Below are 16,775 nucleotides of genomic sequence, written 5' to 3' on the forward strand. Positions count from 1 at the left end.
CTCATGACCCACTTGGTGGCCGTCGTCGGAGGCGGCGATCTCAGCACCCATGCGGTGCTGGCGGCCGAGGCCCTTCGCCGGGCGGCGGGGCGGCGCAACCAGCGCCTCGACCTCGAACTGCGCGGCCGCGGCGCGACCGGCGCACCCTTGAGCGAAGGCGCGATCCGGGACGCCGACGCGGTGCTTCTCGTCGGCACCGGCGATCTCGGCGAGGGTCGCTTCGGCGCCTTGCACCGTGCCAAGGCCGCGATCGAGGACGTGCTCGCCGATGTCGATGCGGTGATCGACCGGGCGCTCTCCGGCAAGAGCCTCGGCGAGACGAGCCGGGGCGCCGCCCCCGAGGCGAGCAGACCCAAGCGCATCGTCGCCATCACCTCCTGCCCGACCGGCATCGCCCACACCTTCATGGCGGCGGAAGGGATCCAGGCCGCCGCCCAGGCGCTCGGCCACCGGGTCCGGGTCGAGACGCAAGGGTCGGTCGGCGCCCGCGACGCGCTGACGCAGGAGGAGATCGCGGCGGCCGACATCGTGCTGATCGCCGCCGATACCGGGGTCGACCGCGGACGCTTTTCCGGCAAGCGGGTCTACGCCACCACCACCAAGGCGGCGATCCGCGACGGCAAGGGGCTGATCGCCACCGCGCTGAAGGACGCCGAGCTGCAGGGCGCGGATGCCGCGGAATCCGGCCCGGCCCGGCCGGCGGCCGAGACGAAGGCCGGCGCCTACAAGCACCTGATGACCGGCGTGTCGTTCATGCTGCCCTTCGTGGTGGCGGGCGGCCTGCTGATCGCGCTCGCCTTCGCGTTCGGCGGCATCGACGCGATGTCGGCGGCCAACAAGGGCAGCTTGGGCTTCGCGCTGGGCGAGATCGGCGCCAAGGCGGCCTTCGCGCTGATCGTGCCGGCGCTCGCCGGCTACATCGCCTTCTCGATCGCCGACCGGCCCGGCATCGCGCCCGGCATGATCGGCGGGATGCTGGCGGCCAACCTCAATGCCGGCTTCCTCGGCGGCATCGCGGCGGGCTTCATCGCCGGCTACACGGTCGCGTTCCTCAGCCGGTCGATCCGCCTGCCGAAGAACCTGGAGGGGCTGAAGCCCGTCCTGATCCTGCCGCTCGTCGGCACCCTCGTGACCGGCCTCCTGATGGTCTACGTCGTCGGCGTGCCGGTGGCGGCCCTGCTCGCCGCCCTCACCGGCTGGCTCAAGGGCATGCAGGGCGCGAGCGCCCTGGTGCTGGGGCTCATCCTCGGCGGCATGATGGCGGTCGACATGGGCGGGCCGATCAACAAGGCGGCCTACGCCTCCTCGGCCGCGCTGATCTCCTCGGGCATCTACACCCCGATGGCGGCCGTGATGCTCGCCGGCATGACCCCGCCGCTCGGCATCGCGCTCGCCACCCGGCTGTTCCCGGGCCGCTTCACCGCCCAGGAGCGCGAGGCCGGGACCGCCGCGGCGGTGCTGGGCGCCGCCTTCATCACCGAGGGCGCGATCCCCTTCGCGGCCGCCGATCCCCTGCGGGTGATCCCGGCCCTCGTCGCCGGTTCGGCGGCGGCGGGCGCGGTCTCGATGACCTTCGGGGTGGCCCTGCGGGTGCCCCATGGCGGGCTGTTCGTGCTGCCGATCCCCAACGCCATCACGCCGGTGCTCGGCGCGGTCGCGGCCCTGGTCGTCGGCACGCTGATCACCGCCGTCCTGGTCGGGGTGCTCAAGAAGCGGGCGGCCTGAGCCGCGGCGGTCCGGTGCAGTCCGGCCGCTCGGCCGGCACGAGAAGAATGCGATCCGGGCAGCTGAGGCCGCCCGGCGCACTTCGGCATCCGGGAGAGCTGTTTTACCCCCGGCTTCTCGCAACGGCCTGCATTTCCTGATAGTCGATGCGCATCCGCCCCTCGTCTGGCGGGTTGTCGGTCGAGAACTGTCGGAAACGGACGGCGCTGCGCGATGGCGGTGATCGGTCAGGTCACGCTGGACCTCGTCCAGACGGTGAAGGCGGCGCGCAGCGCCGCCGAGATCACGGCGGTGCTGGTGCGGGCCGGCGGGATCTTCGGCTACGAGCGCTTCGCCATCGCGGGCGTGCCGCAGAGCGCCGGCGAGAACCTGCCCGACCGGCTGCTGCTGATGCACTGGCCCGAGGAATGGGCCGCCCGCTACGTGTCGCGCGGCTACGTGCAGCACGACCCGGTGATGGCGCAGGTCCGGCGCACCACGGCGCCGTTCCTGTGGTCGGAGGTCGAGGTCGACCGCGACGCCGCCCTGGCGCGGCGGGTCATGGACGAGGCCCCGGCCTTCGGCCTCGGCAACGGACTCTGCGTGCCGATCCACGACATCGACGGCACCGAGACCGCGGCCTCGTTCGGCGGCGCCCGCATCGACCTCTCGGACGAGGCCCGGGCCGGGCTGCACCTGCTCGCCATCTACGCCCACCTCGCCTCGCGGGGCCTGGGTCCCGCCCTGCCCTCCCGGATCGCGCGGCCGGAGGGCGCCCCGCGCTGCACCCGGCGCGAGATCGAGTGCATCAAGTGGGCCGCCGCCGGCAAGACCGGCTGGGAGACCTCCGAGATCCTGTCGCTGTCCCAGCGTACGGTCGAGGATTACCTGAGCAACGCAGCCCGCAAGCTCGGCGCGGTCAACCGGGTGCAGCTCGTCGCCCTGGCGATGCGCGCGGGGTTGATCGACTAGATCGGTCTTCGCCGGCCTGCGGACCATGCCCCGCCGCCGGGGTCGTCAGCCCTTGCCGGTACGGCACGAGGGCACGCACGAAGACGATGGGACCCGTCGCGCCGGCATGACGCAAGGAACGTCGCGAGGTTCCGATCACGGCTCGCGTCAGCGACATCATTCCTAACCCTTGATATCTTGGGTCTGCCTGCGTCGATCGCACCTTGAGTTGCAAAATAGCCTGGGTGCTTGAGAAAAATATTCCTCCCTACAATCCAAAATAGCTACTATTTCTCTCCAAAGCGCCTCGATTGCAATCGGCCGCAAGACAACGACAAGCTCCCCGTAAATTTACGGTCTATCTCATTCTAGGTTCAAAGATCATGAAGTGCTCCAGAGCAAGGAGCCCTGATCTTGATCACGATCATCGATCGCGCAAACTACCGCGAGCATGCGGCGCTTCTCGACCGGATATACTGTTTCCGCCATCGCCTCTTCGTCGAGACGATGCGGTGGGAAGCATGCCGCAAGCCCGACGGGCGCGAGCGCGACCAGTTCGACGGACCGGACTGCATCCACGTCGCCGGGATCGACGACGGCGAGGTGGTGTCGTATTCGCGCCTGCTGCCGACGACCCGGCCGCACCTGCAGACCGACGTCTACCCGCAGATCCTCCAGGGCGCGACGGCCCCGAGGGGCCCGCGCGTCTTCGAGTGGACGCGCTGCGGCGCAGCGCCCTGGCGGCGCGCCTCCGCCACCGCCAAGGACCCGATCGCCGGGCGCCAGTTCGTGGCGGTGGCCGAGCTGACCGGGATGCTCGGCCTCGACGGCTACCTGATCCAGGCCCACCCGATCATGATCACCCACCTGGCGACGATGGGGTGGGACACCGAGCCCCTGGCGCTGCCGATGATGTACGACGGCAACCCGCTGGTGCCGTTCTTCGCCCGCTGGACGCCGGCCACCGCCGACACCACCCGGGCGGTCTTCGGGCTGGAGGGCACCGCCTACGACGTGCCGCGCGGGCTCGGCCGGGACGAGCGCGACCGGGTGCGGCCGGACCTGCGGTTCGCTTGAGAGAGGCGCCGGATCGCGGGAGCCGGCGCCGGCTCGCCAGAGCCGGCGTTATTCCACGCCGGCCGGGGGCTTGAGGGTCGCGCCGATCCGCGAGGAGACGATCACGGCCTGGGTGCGGCTCTCGACGCCGAGCTTCTGCAGGATCGCCGAGACGTGGGCCTTCACGGTCGCCTCCGAGACCCCGAGCTCGTAGGCGATCTGCTTGTTGAGCAGGCCCTCGGACAGCATCATCAGCACCCGCACCTGCTGCGGCGTCAGGGTGGCCAGCCGACGCATCAGGTCCGCCGTCTCCTTGTCCTCGGAGGCCGACAGCTCGATGTCGGGCGGCGACCAGTTACCGCCGGCCAGGACCTCGCCGATCGCCTCGCCGATGCGGTCGACCTCGAGGGATTTCGGGATGAAGCCGGCGGCGCCGAAATCGAGGGCGCGGCGGATCACCACCGGGTCCTCGTTGGCCGAGACGATCACCACGGGGATCGCCGGGTGCTGCGCCCGCAGGTAGATCAGGCCGGAGAAGCCCTGGACCCCCGGCATGGTGAGGTCGAGGAGCACGAGGTCGATCTCGTCCTCAGCATCGAGGACCTTGGTCAGCGGCTCGAGCCCGCTCGCCTCGATGATCCGGGCACCGGGCAGGATCGCCGTCACCGCGCCCCTGAGGGCGCCGCGAAAGAGCGGGTGGTCGTCCGCGACGACGATGGTGGTCCCGGAACCCAACTCACTCCCCACCACGGCACCTGCGCTCCCGGCGCTCGTCTTCCGGCGCTCTTCGGCCTGCTTCTAATGTCTCTATAGCTTTTTCCGGCGGGCTTGAAACCTGAGGCGATGCGCTATCCACGCCGGCCCGTCGTCCGGTGGACTGCGCAGATCAGGTCGCGACGATGCGAACGCCGTCAAATCCCGTGAGATCCCGCCGGGGATCGGGTCGCGGGCCGGACGCGATGGCCGGGCCACCCCGGTTTGCCGATCGCCCGTGGCGCGCGGCGCGCGGCGCGCGGGGCGCGGCGGCTTTCGTCTTGCGAGAATGCGGGACCGTCCCGGAAAATCCCTTCTGGGATCAGAGCGCGAGATCCCCTCTCCGGCGTGGGAAGGGGGAGATGCGTCCTGTGCTTTTCGCCGCCGAGGGGAAAGGGGGAACGCGTGCCCTCCTCTACCGGGCGGTCCTCCGACGAACGACGATCGGGCGGGCAGGGCAGCGCCCTCCCCGCCCGTTGGGCATAGTCGGGGGTGTTGCCGGGACGGGAACCGCCCCGGCGCAGCAGCCCTCACGCGCCGAACGGCGCGGTACGGGCGAGTCTTTAGTCGAGCGAGCCGGTACGGGCCGCGGCGACGGGCTCGACGTAGCGCTGCGCCACCAGGTCGGGCTGGGCGGGACGGCGGGCGGCCGGAACCGGCTGCGGCGTCGTGGTCAGGTCGGCCCAGGACCGCACGGCCGTGGTCTCGCGGGCCATCTCGCGCATGATCGGCGGGAAGACGGTGACGGAGGATGCACGATCCTGCGCAGCCGCCGGGCAGGCCGACAAGACGAACAGAGACAGTGCACAATATTTCAGGGCCGACATCGCAATTCCCCATCGATTGATCGAATTTGATTTAAAAGAACATAGCTTTTTGTGCAGCGCAATATGCCGGTCGAATATTTCTTCGGGATGAGATTTTGCGAATCATAACTCACACGAGCGCGCGGAACGGCAATAAAATGCCACGGCACAGGAGGCCGGCGATCTGCGGGAAAACCGAGACCCGCAATTCGATCCGCTCAGACACGTCGATGGCGCCTCGGCACGCGAGGCCCGACGCGACGGCGGATCGGGCGGGGACGGCCGATTCTGTGCCTTGCTCGACCGTCCGTGCCGCCCGCGAAACTCGCGGCGGGCGCCGCCCCCGGGACATGCAGGCGCGCGCCGATCCCCGCGCGAGCCGCTCACGCCCCGGCGAGGTGCAGCACGATCTCGCGCCGGTGCGGCCGGTCGCGGTGCTCGATCAGGTAGATCCCCTGCCAGGTGCCGAGCGCGAGCCGCCCCTCGACCAGCGGGATCGTCAGCGCGGCGTCGGTCAGGAGGGTGCGGATATGCGCCGGCATGTCGTCCGGCCCCTCGTAGCCAGATTGATTCACATACCAAATCATCCTTCAAGAGATTGATTCTGCTCGCTGATCTAGATTGACGCTGACCGCTACCGCGTGATGCCGTGCCTCGTTGCGCCTGCCTGGGCGCGTCGAGGAGCAAGCAAAGCGAAACCCCCCACCGTGGTTCAGACGGTAGGGGGTCCGGTCGAAACGAAGAATGTAGGGTGTCAGTACCCCCAACATTAATGATCGGACAGCGCCCGTCAAGGGCGACGGCGAAGCTTTGTCTGCTCACCACGAGGTGAGCTTATGGATATTCCGGTGATGCTGGCCGCGTCGGCCTGCGGTAATGGTGTGCGGCGACTCAATACGCCCGCCGCTACAACTCTTAGTGCGCTCTGGGCGATGACGTTGGCGCCGGTGGTGGCGCTCCTGCTGCGCACCGCCTGGGTCGAGGGGGTCGATCGCTTCGGGACATTGTTCCGCGATCGCCCGCCGACGCTCTTCGCGTCGTTCGTCGAGCGGGTTGCGACGGCGAAGGGCTGGTGGGACCCGAAGGCCAGCACGGCGATGAGCTACGCCTGGTTCGTGTGGGTGCGTGGGCGCGATCCGCTGCCGGTGTTCTGGATCCCGCCGGGATGCCGGCAGGGCCCCAACCATACCAGCGATGTCGCGCGCTTCGGTGCACGGACGGCCGCGCCTCTCTTCTCGGCGGCGGAGTAGCGCGATGGCCCTGTCGAATGAGGAATGGCGGGAGCGCGAGGCGCTGAAGGAGCGTCGCTCCATCGTGGTGTTCGAGACGCTGGACGCGCTCGCCCGGCGCCTCGACGGCTATGCGGAGGCGGGCCGCCTCACGGCCGCGGCCCTCGCGAAGATGCCTCACGGCGACCCGGGCACGCGGGAGCGAGAGGCGGCGGACCTCGCCTTCGCTGGTGAACTCGTCGCCGCGCTCGCTGGCCTGCCCGAACTGTTCGACCAGCTTCCGGACGAGCTGCGCCGCAGCGTGCCCAGGATTCCCGGCTCTCGACGGGGGCGCGAGCAGATCCGCGCGGTGCAGCCATGAACACCAGGGACGCTGCCTCCCCGTTGCCGATCGGGCCGAATCGTGTGGCCCGCACCTTCAGGCCTTCGCCCGTGCGCCGAGTCGACCCGGAGCGGGAGCAGGCGCGCGGTGCCGCCCTGCGCCGGTCCGACTTCGCCCGATTCCGCCACATGGGCCTCGAGGGCGCGCACCTCGCATGCGGCCGCTACGGCGCCGACATCCTGTTGCGAGATGTTGTGGTGTTCGAGAAGCGGCAGCGGTTCCGCTTCGCACGCGATGACAACGGACCCGGCACGGGCGCCGAGCCGGCCTACACGATCCCGGCTCGCGACATCGACGGCGAGGTGGTCGACGTTGTGGCGTGGCACCCGCCCACGGGCCGCCTCTCCTCCTGGCTCGGCCGGGTCGGGCTTCTCGGCGAGGACAGCCTGTGGCGCCCGCTCGGGTCCGATGAGCCGCTACTCGTCCACCGCGACCCGTTCGCGTGGCTCAAGGCGAGCTGGCGAGGCGTGGTGGTGGTGCACCCGGGGCTCGCCAGGGCCGCCCTGCTCGAGGCCGGCACGCTGCTCACCACCGACCTCGCGCACGCAGAGACCATCAACGCGCTCCTGCGCCGGCAACGCCTCCCCAGAATCCTCGTCAAGACCCCCGCCGTCGGAGTCGCCGCATGAACATGCCGATCGATCTCGCTGCGGCGCGACGCGCGAAGCGGCGGCAGGACCGGGCGGTGCGCGTGAGCGGATCCGTCCCCGGCGGCCCCGGCAAACCGCGCTCGCAGCTCCCCATTATCAAGGTAGTGGCGAGCGAGATGCCGCGCGTCGTCGACGAGGCCGAGGAGATCTTGATCGAGAGTGGGACGCCGGTTTTCTCACGCGCCGGCGGCCTGGTGCAGCCGGTCACGGAGATGATTCCGGCGGCCGAGGGCCGGCTCACCCTGATCGCCCGCCTCAAGGCACTCGGTCCCGATGCGCTCACCGACCTGCTCGCCCGGGTCGTGAAATTCCAGCGCTACGACGAGCGGCGGCGGGGCTGGGTGAACATCGACCCGCCCGCGAAGGTCGCCGCGACGCTGCTCGCGCGCGAGGGACACTGGCGGCTGCCGCCAGTCGCCGGGATCATCACCACGCCGACGCTGCGGCCCGACGGCTCGCTCCTGTCCGAGGCAGGGTATGACGCCGCTACGCGCCTCTACCTCATGTCCGATGGCGCCATGGTGCTGCCGGAGATCCCGGAGACGCCGTCGCGCGCCGAGGCGGAGGCGGCGCTCGCCCTGCTGCTCGGGACGCTCGCCGAGTTCCCGTTCGTCGGGCCGGTCGACCGGGCGGTGGCGCTATCGGGAATCCTCACGGCGGTGATCCGCCCAGCTCTGCCTGTCGCGCCACTCCACGGCATCCGCGCCTCGACGGCCGGCACGGGGAAGTCGCTCCTCGTCGACCTGTTCGCCGCGATCGCGACGGGGCGCCCCTGCTCCGTCATGGCGGTGGGGAAGTCGGAGGAGGAGACCGACAAGCGTCTGGGCGCCCTGCTGCTCGATGGCGCGCCGGTCCTCTCGCTCGACAATGTCACCGGTGAACTCGGCGGCGACATGCTGTGCCAGGTCACCGAGCGGCCGCTGGTGCGGGTCCGGATTCTCGGGGAATCGAAGGCGCCGGAGATCGAGTGCCGGGCCACCATCTTCGCCACCGGCAACAACCTGACGCTGGTGGGGGACATGACCCGACGCGCGGTGCTGTGCACGCTCGACGCCGGCGTGGAGCGGCCCGAGCAGCGGGAGTTCGCCACGAATCCGCTGGAGGTCATCATGGCGGACCGTGGGGCGTACGTCGCAGCCGCCATCACCATCGTGCGCGCCTACCGCGCCGCCGGGTCGCCGCGCGTCTGCGGCCCGATCGGCAGCTACGGGGTGTGGTCCGACATGGTGCGCTCGGCCCTGATCTGGCTCGACGAGGCTGACCCAGTCTCGAGCATGGACGTGATGCGGGATGAGGATCCCGATCGTGCTCAACTCAGCGAGCTGATCGCGGTATGGGCCGAACATCTCGCAGAGGGATCGTTCTTTACCGCGACCGAGATAGACCAAGTATCGCGCGAGACGGACGAGATGTCGACCGAGCCCACGCATGTGTCGCTGCGAGAATTCCTGATGCGGTACTTCGCAAAGGGGCCGGTAGTTTCAACGAAAAGCTTCGGCCGTTACCTCGCGAGCGTGCGTGGCCGCGTGATCAACGGTCGGAGGCTGGAAATGCTGGCCGACAACAAGAGAGGTAACCGGTACGCCCTGACGCGCGTCGACCCGCTCGGGCGTGGGGTTTAGGAGGTTTCTGGGGTTTTTCCGTGCCCGCACGCGCGAAGTCTCAGACACTTCGCGCGGAGTAAGCAGAAAAACCCCCAGAAACCCCAGAAACCCCAAGGCCCACTACCCACCATGAAGGCCGCCGCCGTCCTGGATCACCGGAGCGGAGAGCACCATGCCGAACGAGAACACCGCCTCACCGACCAGCATCACGCCCGACCTCGCGGCCGACTACGCCATCGGCATCGTCCGCAATGCGGTGAGCAATGGCCGGATCCAGATGCACGACATCGGGCACGTCCTGCCGCAGGTTTACGATGCCGTGCTGAAGCTCGGTCAGTCGGCCGCGCTGGCGGAGCACGAGAACACCACGACGCGAACGCTCATCGGGTTCCGGAGCCCGCAGGACAGCTTCGCGTTTCGAATGGCGTGGGGCGGCAGCTAGTGCACTGGCGCCAACGAATGAGCCACGTAGCCGCCCGTTAAGCATCTGCAATCATGCAGGAATTTACATCGCGCGGTGTACCTTTTGAAGGCGTCAGTGCACTAGAGCGTCCCGTCCGGCTTGCGCGACCGCTTGACCGGCGACGGCTGAAAGAAACCCGGTGCCATCTCCCGGGCCGCCCCGTAGGTCAGAGCAATCAACTGGTCGGCGTTGCCGCGCCCGTACCCGGCCGGCAGTGGCACCAGCAGATCCACGGTAGGAGCGGTGGCCCCTTCCAGTGCCTCTCTGCCCTTACGGTACAGCAGACGCTCGCGGCTGAGGAAGTCGACCTGGGCAGTTAAGTCCGCGACCTGGGTCTCAAGAGACGCGAGGTGGGCAGCAATCGCCGCCCACTCGTCGTTGTCGATCAGAGGCATCGATTATTAAATCCGTGATCAGAGTACCGCGGGCTTATGGCCGAGCAACCCATAGTGAGACGCACCCAGCCCCACTTCCCAGGCGTCGAACTCCGCCTCGGTCGCGATGTTGAGCATCGGCTGGATCTCAGTCATCATCGCCGTGCGGTCGTGGCTGATGAACACGTAGGGATGCAATTCGTACTCCTGAAGCGAGATGGCGAAACGCTGCGCCTCGTTGTTGAGGCGGGCGACCTTCGCGGCATCCCCGAATGCACCGTCGAGGGCGTAGACGGTCTCGACCAGTTCGCACGCCGTGACGAACGCGATGTCGCGCTCCGCCTCAAAGAAGTGCCGGCCCATTATGAGGCGGCGGGTGTGATGGGCCACCTTCTTGGCACGGGACCGCAAGATCGACGGGGTGCGCACCACAAAGGCACGCGGGCCGATCGCGACGACGACGGCGCCGGCCGGCACCTTGAGGCTTTTGAAGGTGCTCACGCCAGCACCTCGTGCTCTTCAACCTTCGCGGTGTGGCCGTGGTCGTCCTCGACGAGTTCTTGGATCTCGTCCGCGTCCAACTCGGCCAGATCCTCTTCGTCGTAGCCCATCTCTCTCTCGGCCATCTTGCGCAGAGCCTGGGTCGCACCTTCGAGCGTGGCGTGGACCGACACCTCGATCATACCGCAGCCCTCGCCATCCTCGATGGCGGCGATGAAAACCTTCGTCATAATAAGTCCTAAATCAGATTCAGGGCCCCGATAAAAGCACCGGCTGGCGATAAACGACCTCTTACAGGGTTTTGACCGCATATATCAAATACATTCTGATATAGACAGCCGGATTCATCGTGATGCACATTGACTCCGTTGTTTAAAGGATATGAAATTGTCAACGAATCTACAATCCATGCTGAGCCTGATTCAGGCCGACGGTACCTTAGCTATTGCGAATCAGCCCCAGGCGCCCGCTACCGGTCCGTGGAAGGCCGCGTACTTCGAGTCCATGCGCATCCACTGGAAGCCGGTCTTCGAGGCCGGCACCGATGGGAAGCTGCACGACCACACGCCGATGCCGCCCTTCGACCTAATCACCAGCCTTCAGATCGGCTTTATCGCGAAGAAGCCCAGCAAGGCACCGAAGCGGAGACCCCTCACCCCGCCGTACTCGCACAAGCTTTGCGTTGAAGCCTGGACCGTTCCCGTCGCCGAGATCGTCCGACACAAGAAGTCCACTCAGTGGAGGAAGTTTGCTCAGCTTCGCACCGAGGCGGGATTCGAGAAGACCATCCGCGACGCCACGGTCAAGGGCCACATCATGGCCGAGTTCCGCGATTGGGCTCTGGCCCTCGCCCATGAGCGGAAGCCTAACACGGGCATGAACGACCTGTGGGGGCTGATTCACGATAACAACAACGGATGGCACTACTACGATGAGCACCTGATCAAGGTCGAGATGGACAAGCCGGATCGGCCAGTCGTCAGCATCTGGCGCGATCGGGTCTGCCTAGGGCAAGTCGCGCTCGGTACGGACTTCGCCGGCCACTCCTTCCCCGATGGCGCCACCCAGACCCACACCATCCGCCTGGACATCGAGCATTGATCACCACCGAACAGATCCTCGCTCTGTTCCAGGCAAATGCCGACGACCTAGCGGCCATCAACACTCGCCTCGACAAGATCGATGCGCGAGTTAATCATCTCGTCGTCCAGCTCGATAACCACTTCGAAATTGAATGGGCAACTAAACGCGAACTCGAAGCACTGAGAGTCGAGATCTGGCGAGTTCGTCAGTCATTAGCTCGAACTGAGGATTGAGTTTTCAAAAGACATAGTACTACGTAGTACTACCTGAAAGGTAACTATGTAGTACTATGTCTTTCGGCTTCGCCACTCAACTACATTGAGACTACGCACGCGCTCGCCTCAAGGCTCGCACGTATAAGGAGATCGCCGCCGTCAACGGCCGTCGAACTCAAGTGAGCGAGATGTGCTCAGGCCAAGCCTTCGCTGATACGAAATTTTTTTTGGATCTAATCTCAGGGCTCAAGGTAAAGAGCGGTGGTCAGGGCTCAGGGCAGAGATTGGCCTCGGAGCTGGAGCCACGAGCCGCCAAGAAACTACCGGTTAGATATTGGACAAAGATCGGTGTTTTGCCACGGCGTTAGCTCACTCGGCCAGGACGTAAGGGTTCGCAGGAACTGCGCCTCTTCGCGATCACTGACCGCGATGGACAGCAGCCAGAGATTTTCGTCGATTCGTGTTTCACGATAGACGTGACCGTCACGAGTTCGCTCGTTCAAAGTCTGCACAAGATCGGAGATATCGTTGGTCGAAGCGACCAATGTAATTCGGAACATGCTCATCTGACTGATCGCCTTCCGAGTAGATCGGCGACGTACACGTGCTGTACGATGGCTGCGTCGATGTCACGGACCTGCGCCGCCAAATCGTCCGGCAGCAACGTGGCGGCTTCAGCCAGTCGCTGGCGCAGACGCGCCACCACGCGCGGATTGATCCTACCGTTACCGAGCCCGCGACGATCATGGTCGCGCAGCAAATCCTCACCCATCTGGCACCATCTCGTTGAGAACGCTGTGCGAGATTCTGTGAGGCCGAGCGCATGAAGGCGCTCAAATATGTTCACAAGTTGATGTCCGTACATTGAAAGGTCCTTTATGAATGACAGAAAATATGATCGGGATTTCGACCGGGAAAAGTATTTATCGGAGATAGGCGGTCGGCGAGGCTGACGTCGAAATTGAAGCCCTAACCGAAACTTGTTGCAAGATCGAGCCCGTCCTTTGACGAGCGACCATCAATTGCAATGTAGACCCGAATTTGAATTTTGACTTGCAGTGCGGCGGCCAGCTACAAGGCGATTGTCGGTTGCACGACGAGGGCGAGCTCCGATTTTGGAGCGCCCATGAGAACGAGATTTTGAATTTATGTCATTGATCAAGAGCAGGCGCCGCCGCCTCTTCTCCGTCGAGAAGATTCACACGAACGAAACGATCGAATCCACTTGGGTCGAAAACACAGCGTTCACTCACACGATGTCGGCGCCAATCTGCTGGCGCGGCAAGCCCGCCGAGCTTCACTTCGCAAACTATAATAAGCGCACAGTCAGCATCAACGATTGTGCAACAAATCTCTTCGGTCGAGCCGGGTTCACCATCTGCGGCCCCGTATTGATCCTGACCGACAGCGAGATGTTCTACGCGCAGGAAGCAGAGGGGTCCATCGAGCGGATCAAGCGTGACCCCGAACACGTCGGCTTGAATGAACCTCCCATCATCCTGCCAATGCGCGGCTACATGCCCCGCCACAAAGTGTATTCCCGCAACCAGGACGATGCGTTCGCCATCCGCGTGGCGCTGCCCTGAACCGTAAATCGCCGCACTCCCAACCAGCGGCTGATCGCGGCTTACTGCGACGGCCCCGCAAGAGAGCCGTCGTTGATTCTGCGACCTTCGCCTGAGACCTTCTCTCTCAAGGCGGTGTTCGGCCCGGTCGCTCCGCTCCTGCCCGCGGCACCGGTCCAGCTGGTTCCTTCTGTTCTCGCCCGCTGATTGCCTCGGCACCGAGGGATTGATCGTTGATAACGCAGCAAACTGTCCAAGAAACAATACATTCGCTTGATCATTATGGACGAACCTGCTAGAGCTCGAACATCAACGACGGGGAGATTCCCGAGTGTATAGATTCGATTTCATCCATGTGGCCACACGTCGAGGGTTTTCCCCCTCGTTGTGCGTCGCGACAGCGGAGGGAAATCATGTCTATCTTTTCGGAGAACGTGCAGTCGGCTGAGGGTAACTCGGCTTCGGAGTGCAGCACCAACCCTGGTGCTCCGGCTACTACGCAGATCAACCCCGGTGATGGGGTTCCCGGTTCTGTGGGCAATCCGCGCATGGAGCGGCCCGAGGTCCACGTTGTCGAGCGCGACGAGGAGCCCGGTGGGACTATCAGTTTGCCTTCGGTCCCGCCCCCCAGCGTTGTCATGACAACGCTGCCGGTCAATCGCGAGGCCAGAGTGAAAGCTGCAAACGCAGTGGTGAAGCAGTATATTATCCTCGATGAGGAAGGGGATAAAGCGACGGACGCGAAGGGGCGGGAAGCGATCCATCACATGCTCCTCGTCGGGGAAAGCTTCGAAGTGAACGGTAAATTCGATTGGGAAGCCTTCAGCACGTACGCCGACAAAAAGTGTGGGCGACTGAGGACGCCACCGAAGAATCCGTTGCAGCGCCTCGCTCGGGTGTGCTGCCCCAAGGGCACGAAGGCCCCGCAGGTCACCAAATTCGGGTATATTCTGGCCGCCCTCCGTCAGCGCGGGATCACGTCCACGAATGTGATGGCAGAGTTCGCGAAGCGTGAGCCCGTCAAGGACGGTGGCCCCAACTACACCGGCATGGACCGGTTCGTCAGGCTGCACAAGCGCGACGTGAAGGAGGAGGCGGGCGAGGACGAGGCCGCCCCGGAAAATCCCTTCAAGGGCTTCACCGACAAGCGGCTCGCCAAGAACGCCAAGCTCCTCACCGACGAGCTCCGGTCCCGTAAGATGCTGCGTGACGGCATCGTCGATTTTGAGGGTGTTCTCAACGATCAGGCTGTGGCGAAGCTCGGCTGACACCTCCCCCGGCGCGAAGTCGAGGCCCTTTGAAGGACGATTTGCCGGCCGGGCGCCGCTCGGCCGGCGGCTTCTGCCAACGGCCATCGCTCCCGTCTTGGAAGCGAGTCTGCGCCTCAGGCTTGTCCTGATACCGATCTGCCTGCTTCGGTGACGGCGAAACGGGCGGGCGCAGTCCGTCCGTTTCGGATTCAATGATTTCTTTGTATCTCATCTACTATTTAATCGTACAAGATCACACGCAAACCATCTTTTTCTGGAACGGTTTTCTGGCCCTGACCCCCCTGCCTTGTGCGCACGCACCAAGTGCGTCAGCTTGGGCTATTAGCAAAGGTGTCAATTTTTAGGTCGTTTTTCTTACGTGAGGCAGCGTGCAGCAGAGCACCGCTCGGGATGGGGAGCGGCTACTCCTGATTTCATTGTTCACTGTCGGCTGTGCGCCATTTCCAGACCTTCGCCACTGGCTGTTCGAATGGTCGCTCGCCGTCCGACAGCGGACTTCAGAGGGCCGTGATTGCTTAGCAGGTGCCCGAGCATATTAGGGGGTATATTTTGGGCTGTTCCTGGGCGAGCGGCTGGCCGCCCCGAACTGGCTCGGCATCGCGCTCATCGCCGCCGGCGCCGTGCTGGTCGCCTACCGGGCGTGAGGATGGCCCCCCGAAACGGAAGGGGGCGATCCGACGACCGCCCCCTCGGCACCGTTACTGCACGGCTTGGACCTGGACCGTCGCGCCGGTCTCGCCGGGCTTGCCCTCGACGATCACGAGGATGCGCCGCGCCGCGGCGTTCGGGTTCTGCGTCACCTGGCGGATCGGTCCGACTGCGTTGACGATGGCGGCGCCCGCAGGGTTCGTCATGAAGGCGGCGAGCGGCTCCAGCGTTCCGGTGCCCTTCGGGTCGGTGGAGAGAGCGAGCAGGTAGGGTCTCTTCGGCGTTAGCCCGGTGACCGCGGCCTGCAGCGTCTGCAGCACGCCCTGGTCGAACAGCGTCACCTGCGTCGCCGGCTTGCCGTCCGGCCCGTCGAGGGTCAGCCGGCTTGACTGGCCGGCCGCGCCGAGGGGCTGCAGGTTCGGGGCGCCCGCACCCTCCGGGACCGCCTCGGGCAGGTAGGCGACGCCCTGCGGGCCCTGGCCGATCGGGATCGTCGCGGCGACGGCGTTGGTGCCGGTGTCGATTACCGCGACCGCATCGGCATTCTCCAGGCCGACATAGACTCGCGACCCGTCGCCCGAGGGCCAGAGGCCGTGCGGGAGCGCGCCGGTCGGGATCGTCGCGACCTGGGAGAAGTCGTCGGTGCGGAACACCTTGACCTGGTTGAGCCCGCCCACCGTCACGTAGGCGAACTGGCCGGCCCTGGTGCGGGCGATGTTGACGTGATTGGTGATCGGCCCCGTCTCGAGGGTCTTGAGCGGCTTGAACGGCGGCGAGGCCTCGAAGACCTGGACCCGGCCGACATCCTTCAGGGTGAACCAGACCTGGCTGCCGTCGGGCGTCGCCGCGATGTCGGGGCAGAACGGGCTCTCCTGCTTGATCCGCCCGACGATCTGCCGGCTCTTGACCTCGATCGCGACCGTCTCGGGGCTGAAGCTGGAGCAGACGTAGCCGTACCGGCCGTCGGGCGAGAAGATCGTCATGCCGGGCCCGTTCGGCACCGTGATCCGGCCCGTCTCCTTGCCCGTCGCCGCGTCGAGGATCGCCACGTAATCCTCTCCGCGCACGCTGACCCAGACCTCGCGCCCGTCCGGCGTGAAGAACGCCTCGTGCGGCGAGCGGCCGACATAGGTCGTGTGCCGCACGGTATTGGTGGCGGTGTCGATGAAGCTGACCGAGTTCGAGCCGATCGAGACCGCGAGCAGGGTCTTGCGATCGGGCGAGAAACCCATGCCGTGCACGAGGAGCTGGCCGCGATAGAGCGGGCTCAGGTTCGCGGGCGTGGTGTCGCCGAGGCGGATGACGCCGAGGAGCGTGTTGGCGGCGGGGTCGATCACCGAGACCGTGTTGGAGAACTGGTCCGAGGTATAGAAGCGGTCGCGGGGGCCGACCGGCACGTCGGGCGCCGAGGCGGGGCCAGGCGCCTGGCCCGCGAGCGCGGTTCCGCCGAGAAGGGCGAGCACGAGGGCCGCCGGAATGAGGTGTCGCATCGGATGTCGTCTCGCTGGGTGTGTGGGTCG

19 protein-coding genes and 2 pseudogenes are annotated in these 16,775 nt (G+C 66.0%); 13 read left to right on the top strand and 8 right to left on the bottom strand.

What is annotated here, in order from left to right; translation table 11 throughout:
• The first annotated feature begins 3 nt into the window (after positions 1-3).
• The 3 genes from BMX97_RS01630 (at position 4) to BMX97_RS01640 (ending at position 3,732) form a co-directional block, all read left to right on the top strand.
• The gene (locus BMX97_RS01630; protein ID WP_091744748.1) at positions 4-1,725 is read left to right on the top strand and encodes a PTS fructose transporter subunit IIC; all 1,722 of its coding nucleotides are present in this window, start codon (positions 4-6) and stop codon (positions 1,723-1,725) included.
• Between the two features lie 213 nt (positions 1,726-1,938).
• Positions 1,939-2,676: a LuxR family transcriptional regulator gene (locus BMX97_RS01635; RefSeq protein WP_091744752.1), complete on the top strand. Its 738-nt coding sequence runs from the start codon at positions 1,939-1,941 to the stop codon at positions 2,674-2,676.
• A 393-nt stretch (positions 2,677-3,069) separates the two neighbouring features.
• On the top strand, positions 3,070-3,732 hold the full coding sequence (locus BMX97_RS01640; RefSeq protein WP_177202086.1) for an acyl-homoserine-lactone synthase: 663 nt from the start codon (positions 3,070-3,072) through the stop codon (positions 3,730-3,732).
• 48 nt (positions 3,733-3,780) lie between these two features.
• On the opposite strand, the gene BMX97_RS01645 is transcribed toward BMX97_RS01640, so the two are convergent.
• The 3 genes and pseudogenes from BMX97_RS01645 to BMX97_RS01655 form a co-directional block, all read right to left on the bottom strand.
• A complete protein-coding gene (locus BMX97_RS01645; protein ID WP_060845703.1) occupies positions 3,781-4,446 on the bottom strand; it encodes a response regulator in 666 nt (221 codons plus the stop codon).
• 581 nt (positions 4,447-5,027) lie between these two features.
• The gene (locus BMX97_RS32645; RefSeq protein WP_177202087.1) at positions 5,028-5,180 is read right to left on the bottom strand and encodes a hypothetical protein; all 153 of its coding nucleotides are present in this window, start codon (positions 5,178-5,180) and stop codon (positions 5,028-5,030) included.
• Between the two features lie 473 nt (positions 5,181-5,653).
• A pseudogene (locus BMX97_RS01655) lies at positions 5,654-5,848 on the bottom strand (YjbQ family protein); the annotation flags it as partial.
• Positions 5,849-6,106: 258 nt separating this feature from the next.
• Here BMX97_RS01655 and BMX97_RS01660 point away from each other — a divergent pair.
• The 5 genes from BMX97_RS01660 to BMX97_RS01680 all read left to right on the top strand — a co-directional run bounded on the left by BMX97_RS01660 (position 6,107) and on the right by BMX97_RS01680 (position 9,577).
• Positions 6,107-6,520, top strand: coding sequence for a hypothetical protein (locus BMX97_RS01660; RefSeq protein WP_143074535.1), 414 nt, complete (start codon positions 6,107-6,109; stop codon positions 6,518-6,520).
• 4 nt (positions 6,521-6,524) lie between these two features.
• The gene (locus BMX97_RS01665; protein ID WP_091744762.1) at positions 6,525-6,860 is read left to right on the top strand and encodes a hypothetical protein; all 336 of its coding nucleotides are present in this window, start codon (positions 6,525-6,527) and stop codon (positions 6,858-6,860) included.
• A complete protein-coding gene (locus BMX97_RS01670) occupies positions 6,857-7,510 on the top strand; it encodes a hypothetical protein (protein WP_244538222.1) in 654 nt (217 codons plus the stop codon). The genes BMX97_RS01665 and BMX97_RS01670 overlap by 4 nt, the downstream gene beginning before the upstream one ends.
• Entirely contained in the window at positions 7,507-9,153 is a 1,647-nt protein-coding gene (locus BMX97_RS01675) for a hypothetical protein (RefSeq protein WP_091744765.1), read from the top strand. The genes BMX97_RS01670 and BMX97_RS01675 overlap by 4 nt, the downstream gene beginning before the upstream one ends.
• A 154-nt stretch (positions 9,154-9,307) precedes the next feature.
• Positions 9,308-9,577 carry a hypothetical protein gene (locus tag BMX97_RS01680; protein WP_091744768.1) on the top strand — a complete coding sequence of 90 codons (270 nt, stop codon included), beginning with the start codon at positions 9,308-9,310 and terminating at the stop codon, positions 9,575-9,577.
• A 101-nt stretch (positions 9,578-9,678) separates the two neighbouring features.
• On the opposite strand, the gene BMX97_RS01685 is transcribed toward BMX97_RS01680, so the two are convergent.
• From BMX97_RS01685 to BMX97_RS01695, 3 genes are read right to left on the bottom strand one after another with little or no spacing between them, the layout of a single operon-like run.
• Complete coding sequence (locus BMX97_RS01685) at positions 9,679-9,993, bottom strand: hypothetical protein (RefSeq protein WP_091744771.1); 315 nt, start codon at positions 9,991-9,993, stop codon at positions 9,679-9,681.
• A gap of 18 nt (positions 9,994-10,011) precedes the next feature.
• Complete coding sequence (locus BMX97_RS01690) at positions 10,012-10,473, bottom strand: hypothetical protein (protein WP_091744773.1); 462 nt, start codon at positions 10,471-10,473, stop codon at positions 10,012-10,014.
• Complete coding sequence (locus BMX97_RS01695) at positions 10,470-10,703, bottom strand: hypothetical protein (protein ID WP_091744776.1); 234 nt, start codon at positions 10,701-10,703, stop codon at positions 10,470-10,472. The genes BMX97_RS01690 and BMX97_RS01695 overlap by 4 nt, the downstream gene beginning before the upstream one ends.
• Before the next feature lie 178 nt (positions 10,704-10,881).
• On the opposite strand from BMX97_RS01695, the gene BMX97_RS01700 reads away from it, so the two are divergent.
• Complete coding sequence (locus BMX97_RS01700) at positions 10,882-11,574, top strand: hypothetical protein (protein ID WP_091744778.1); 693 nt, start codon at positions 10,882-10,884, stop codon at positions 11,572-11,574.
• On the top strand, positions 11,571-11,789 hold the full coding sequence (locus tag BMX97_RS31880) for a hypothetical protein (RefSeq protein WP_143074536.1): 219 nt from the start codon (positions 11,571-11,573) through the stop codon (positions 11,787-11,789). Before BMX97_RS01700 ends, BMX97_RS31880 begins: the two co-directional genes overlap by 4 nt.
• Before the next feature lie 544 nt (positions 11,790-12,333).
• On the opposite strand, the gene BMX97_RS31885 is transcribed toward BMX97_RS31880, so the two are convergent.
• Complete coding sequence (locus BMX97_RS31885) at positions 12,334-12,543, bottom strand: hypothetical protein (RefSeq protein WP_143074537.1); 210 nt, start codon at positions 12,541-12,543, stop codon at positions 12,334-12,336.
• Positions 12,544-12,919: 376 nt separating this feature from the next.
• Between BMX97_RS31885 and BMX97_RS01710 the strand changes: the two genes are divergently transcribed.
• The 3 genes and pseudogenes from BMX97_RS01710 to BMX97_RS33475 form a co-directional block, all read left to right on the top strand.
• The gene (locus BMX97_RS01710; RefSeq protein WP_091744782.1) at positions 12,920-13,357 is read left to right on the top strand and encodes a hypothetical protein; all 438 of its coding nucleotides are present in this window, start codon (positions 12,920-12,922) and stop codon (positions 13,355-13,357) included.
• A gap of 392 nt (positions 13,358-13,749) precedes the next feature.
• Entirely contained in the window at positions 13,750-14,604 is an 855-nt protein-coding gene (locus tag BMX97_RS01715) for a hypothetical protein (RefSeq protein WP_143074538.1), read from the top strand.
• 545 nt (positions 14,605-15,149) lie between these two features.
• Positions 15,150-15,251: pseudogene (locus tag BMX97_RS33475) on the top strand (transporter); the annotation flags it as partial.
• 54 nt (positions 15,252-15,305) lie between these two features.
• Here the strand turns inward: BMX97_RS33475 and BMX97_RS01725 are convergent.
• The gene (locus BMX97_RS01725; protein WP_091744786.1) at positions 15,306-16,745 is read right to left on the bottom strand and encodes a YncE family protein; all 1,440 of its coding nucleotides are present in this window, start codon (positions 16,743-16,745) and stop codon (positions 15,306-15,308) included.
• Between the last annotated feature and the right edge of the window lie 30 nt (positions 16,746-16,775).

The organism is Methylobacterium sp. ap11, assembly GCF_900110515.1.
GTDB lineage: Bacteria > Pseudomonadota > Alphaproteobacteria > Rhizobiales > Beijerinckiaceae > Methylobacterium > Methylobacterium ajmalii.

What these genes read in the sequence shown, in the direction of transcription:
- BMX97_RS01630 (WP_091744748.1), top strand. Translation starts at nt 4, where the DNA reads ATGACCCACTTGGTGGCCGTCGTCGGAGGCGGCGATCTCAGCACCCAT.
- BMX97_RS01635 (WP_091744752.1), top strand. Translation starts at nt 1,939, where the DNA reads ATGGCGGTGATCGGTCAGGTCACGCTGGACCTCGTCCAGACGGTGAAG.
- BMX97_RS32645 (WP_177202087.1), bottom strand. Translation starts at nt 5,180, where the DNA reads ATGGCCCGCGAGACCACGGCCGTGCGGTCCTGGGCCGACCTGACCACG.
- BMX97_RS01660 (WP_143074535.1), top strand. Translation starts at nt 6,107, where the DNA reads ATGGATATTCCGGTGATGCTGGCCGCGTCGGCCTGCGGTAATGGTGTG.
- BMX97_RS01665 (WP_091744762.1), top strand. Translation starts at nt 6,525, where the DNA reads ATGGCCCTGTCGAATGAGGAATGGCGGGAGCGCGAGGCGCTGAAGGAG.
- BMX97_RS01670 (WP_244538222.1), top strand. Translation starts at nt 6,857, where the DNA reads ATGAACACCAGGGACGCTGCCTCCCCGTTGCCGATCGGGCCGAATCGT.
- BMX97_RS01675 (WP_091744765.1), top strand. Translation starts at nt 7,507, where the DNA reads ATGAACATGCCGATCGATCTCGCTGCGGCGCGACGCGCGAAGCGGCGG.
- BMX97_RS01680 (WP_091744768.1), top strand. Translation starts at nt 9,308, where the DNA reads ATGCCGAACGAGAACACCGCCTCACCGACCAGCATCACGCCCGACCTC.
- BMX97_RS01685 (WP_091744771.1), bottom strand. Translation starts at nt 9,993, where the DNA reads ATGCCTCTGATCGACAACGACGAGTGGGCGGCGATTGCTGCCCACCTC.
- BMX97_RS01695 (WP_091744776.1), bottom strand. Translation starts at nt 10,703, where the DNA reads ATGACGAAGGTTTTCATCGCCGCCATCGAGGATGGCGAGGGCTGCGGT.
- BMX97_RS01700 (WP_091744778.1), top strand. Translation starts at nt 10,882, where the DNA reads ATGCTGAGCCTGATTCAGGCCGACGGTACCTTAGCTATTGCGAATCAG.
- BMX97_RS31885 (WP_143074537.1), bottom strand. Translation starts at nt 12,543, where the DNA reads ATGGGTGAGGATTTGCTGCGCGACCATGATCGTCGCGGGCTCGGTAAC.
- BMX97_RS01710 (WP_091744782.1), top strand. Translation starts at nt 12,920, where the DNA reads ATGTCATTGATCAAGAGCAGGCGCCGCCGCCTCTTCTCCGTCGAGAAG.
- BMX97_RS01715 (WP_143074538.1), top strand. Translation starts at nt 13,750, where the DNA reads ATGTCTATCTTTTCGGAGAACGTGCAGTCGGCTGAGGGTAACTCGGCT.
- BMX97_RS01725 (WP_091744786.1), bottom strand. Translation starts at nt 16,745, where the DNA reads ATGCGACACCTCATTCCGGCGGCCCTCGTGCTCGCCCTTCTCGGCGGA.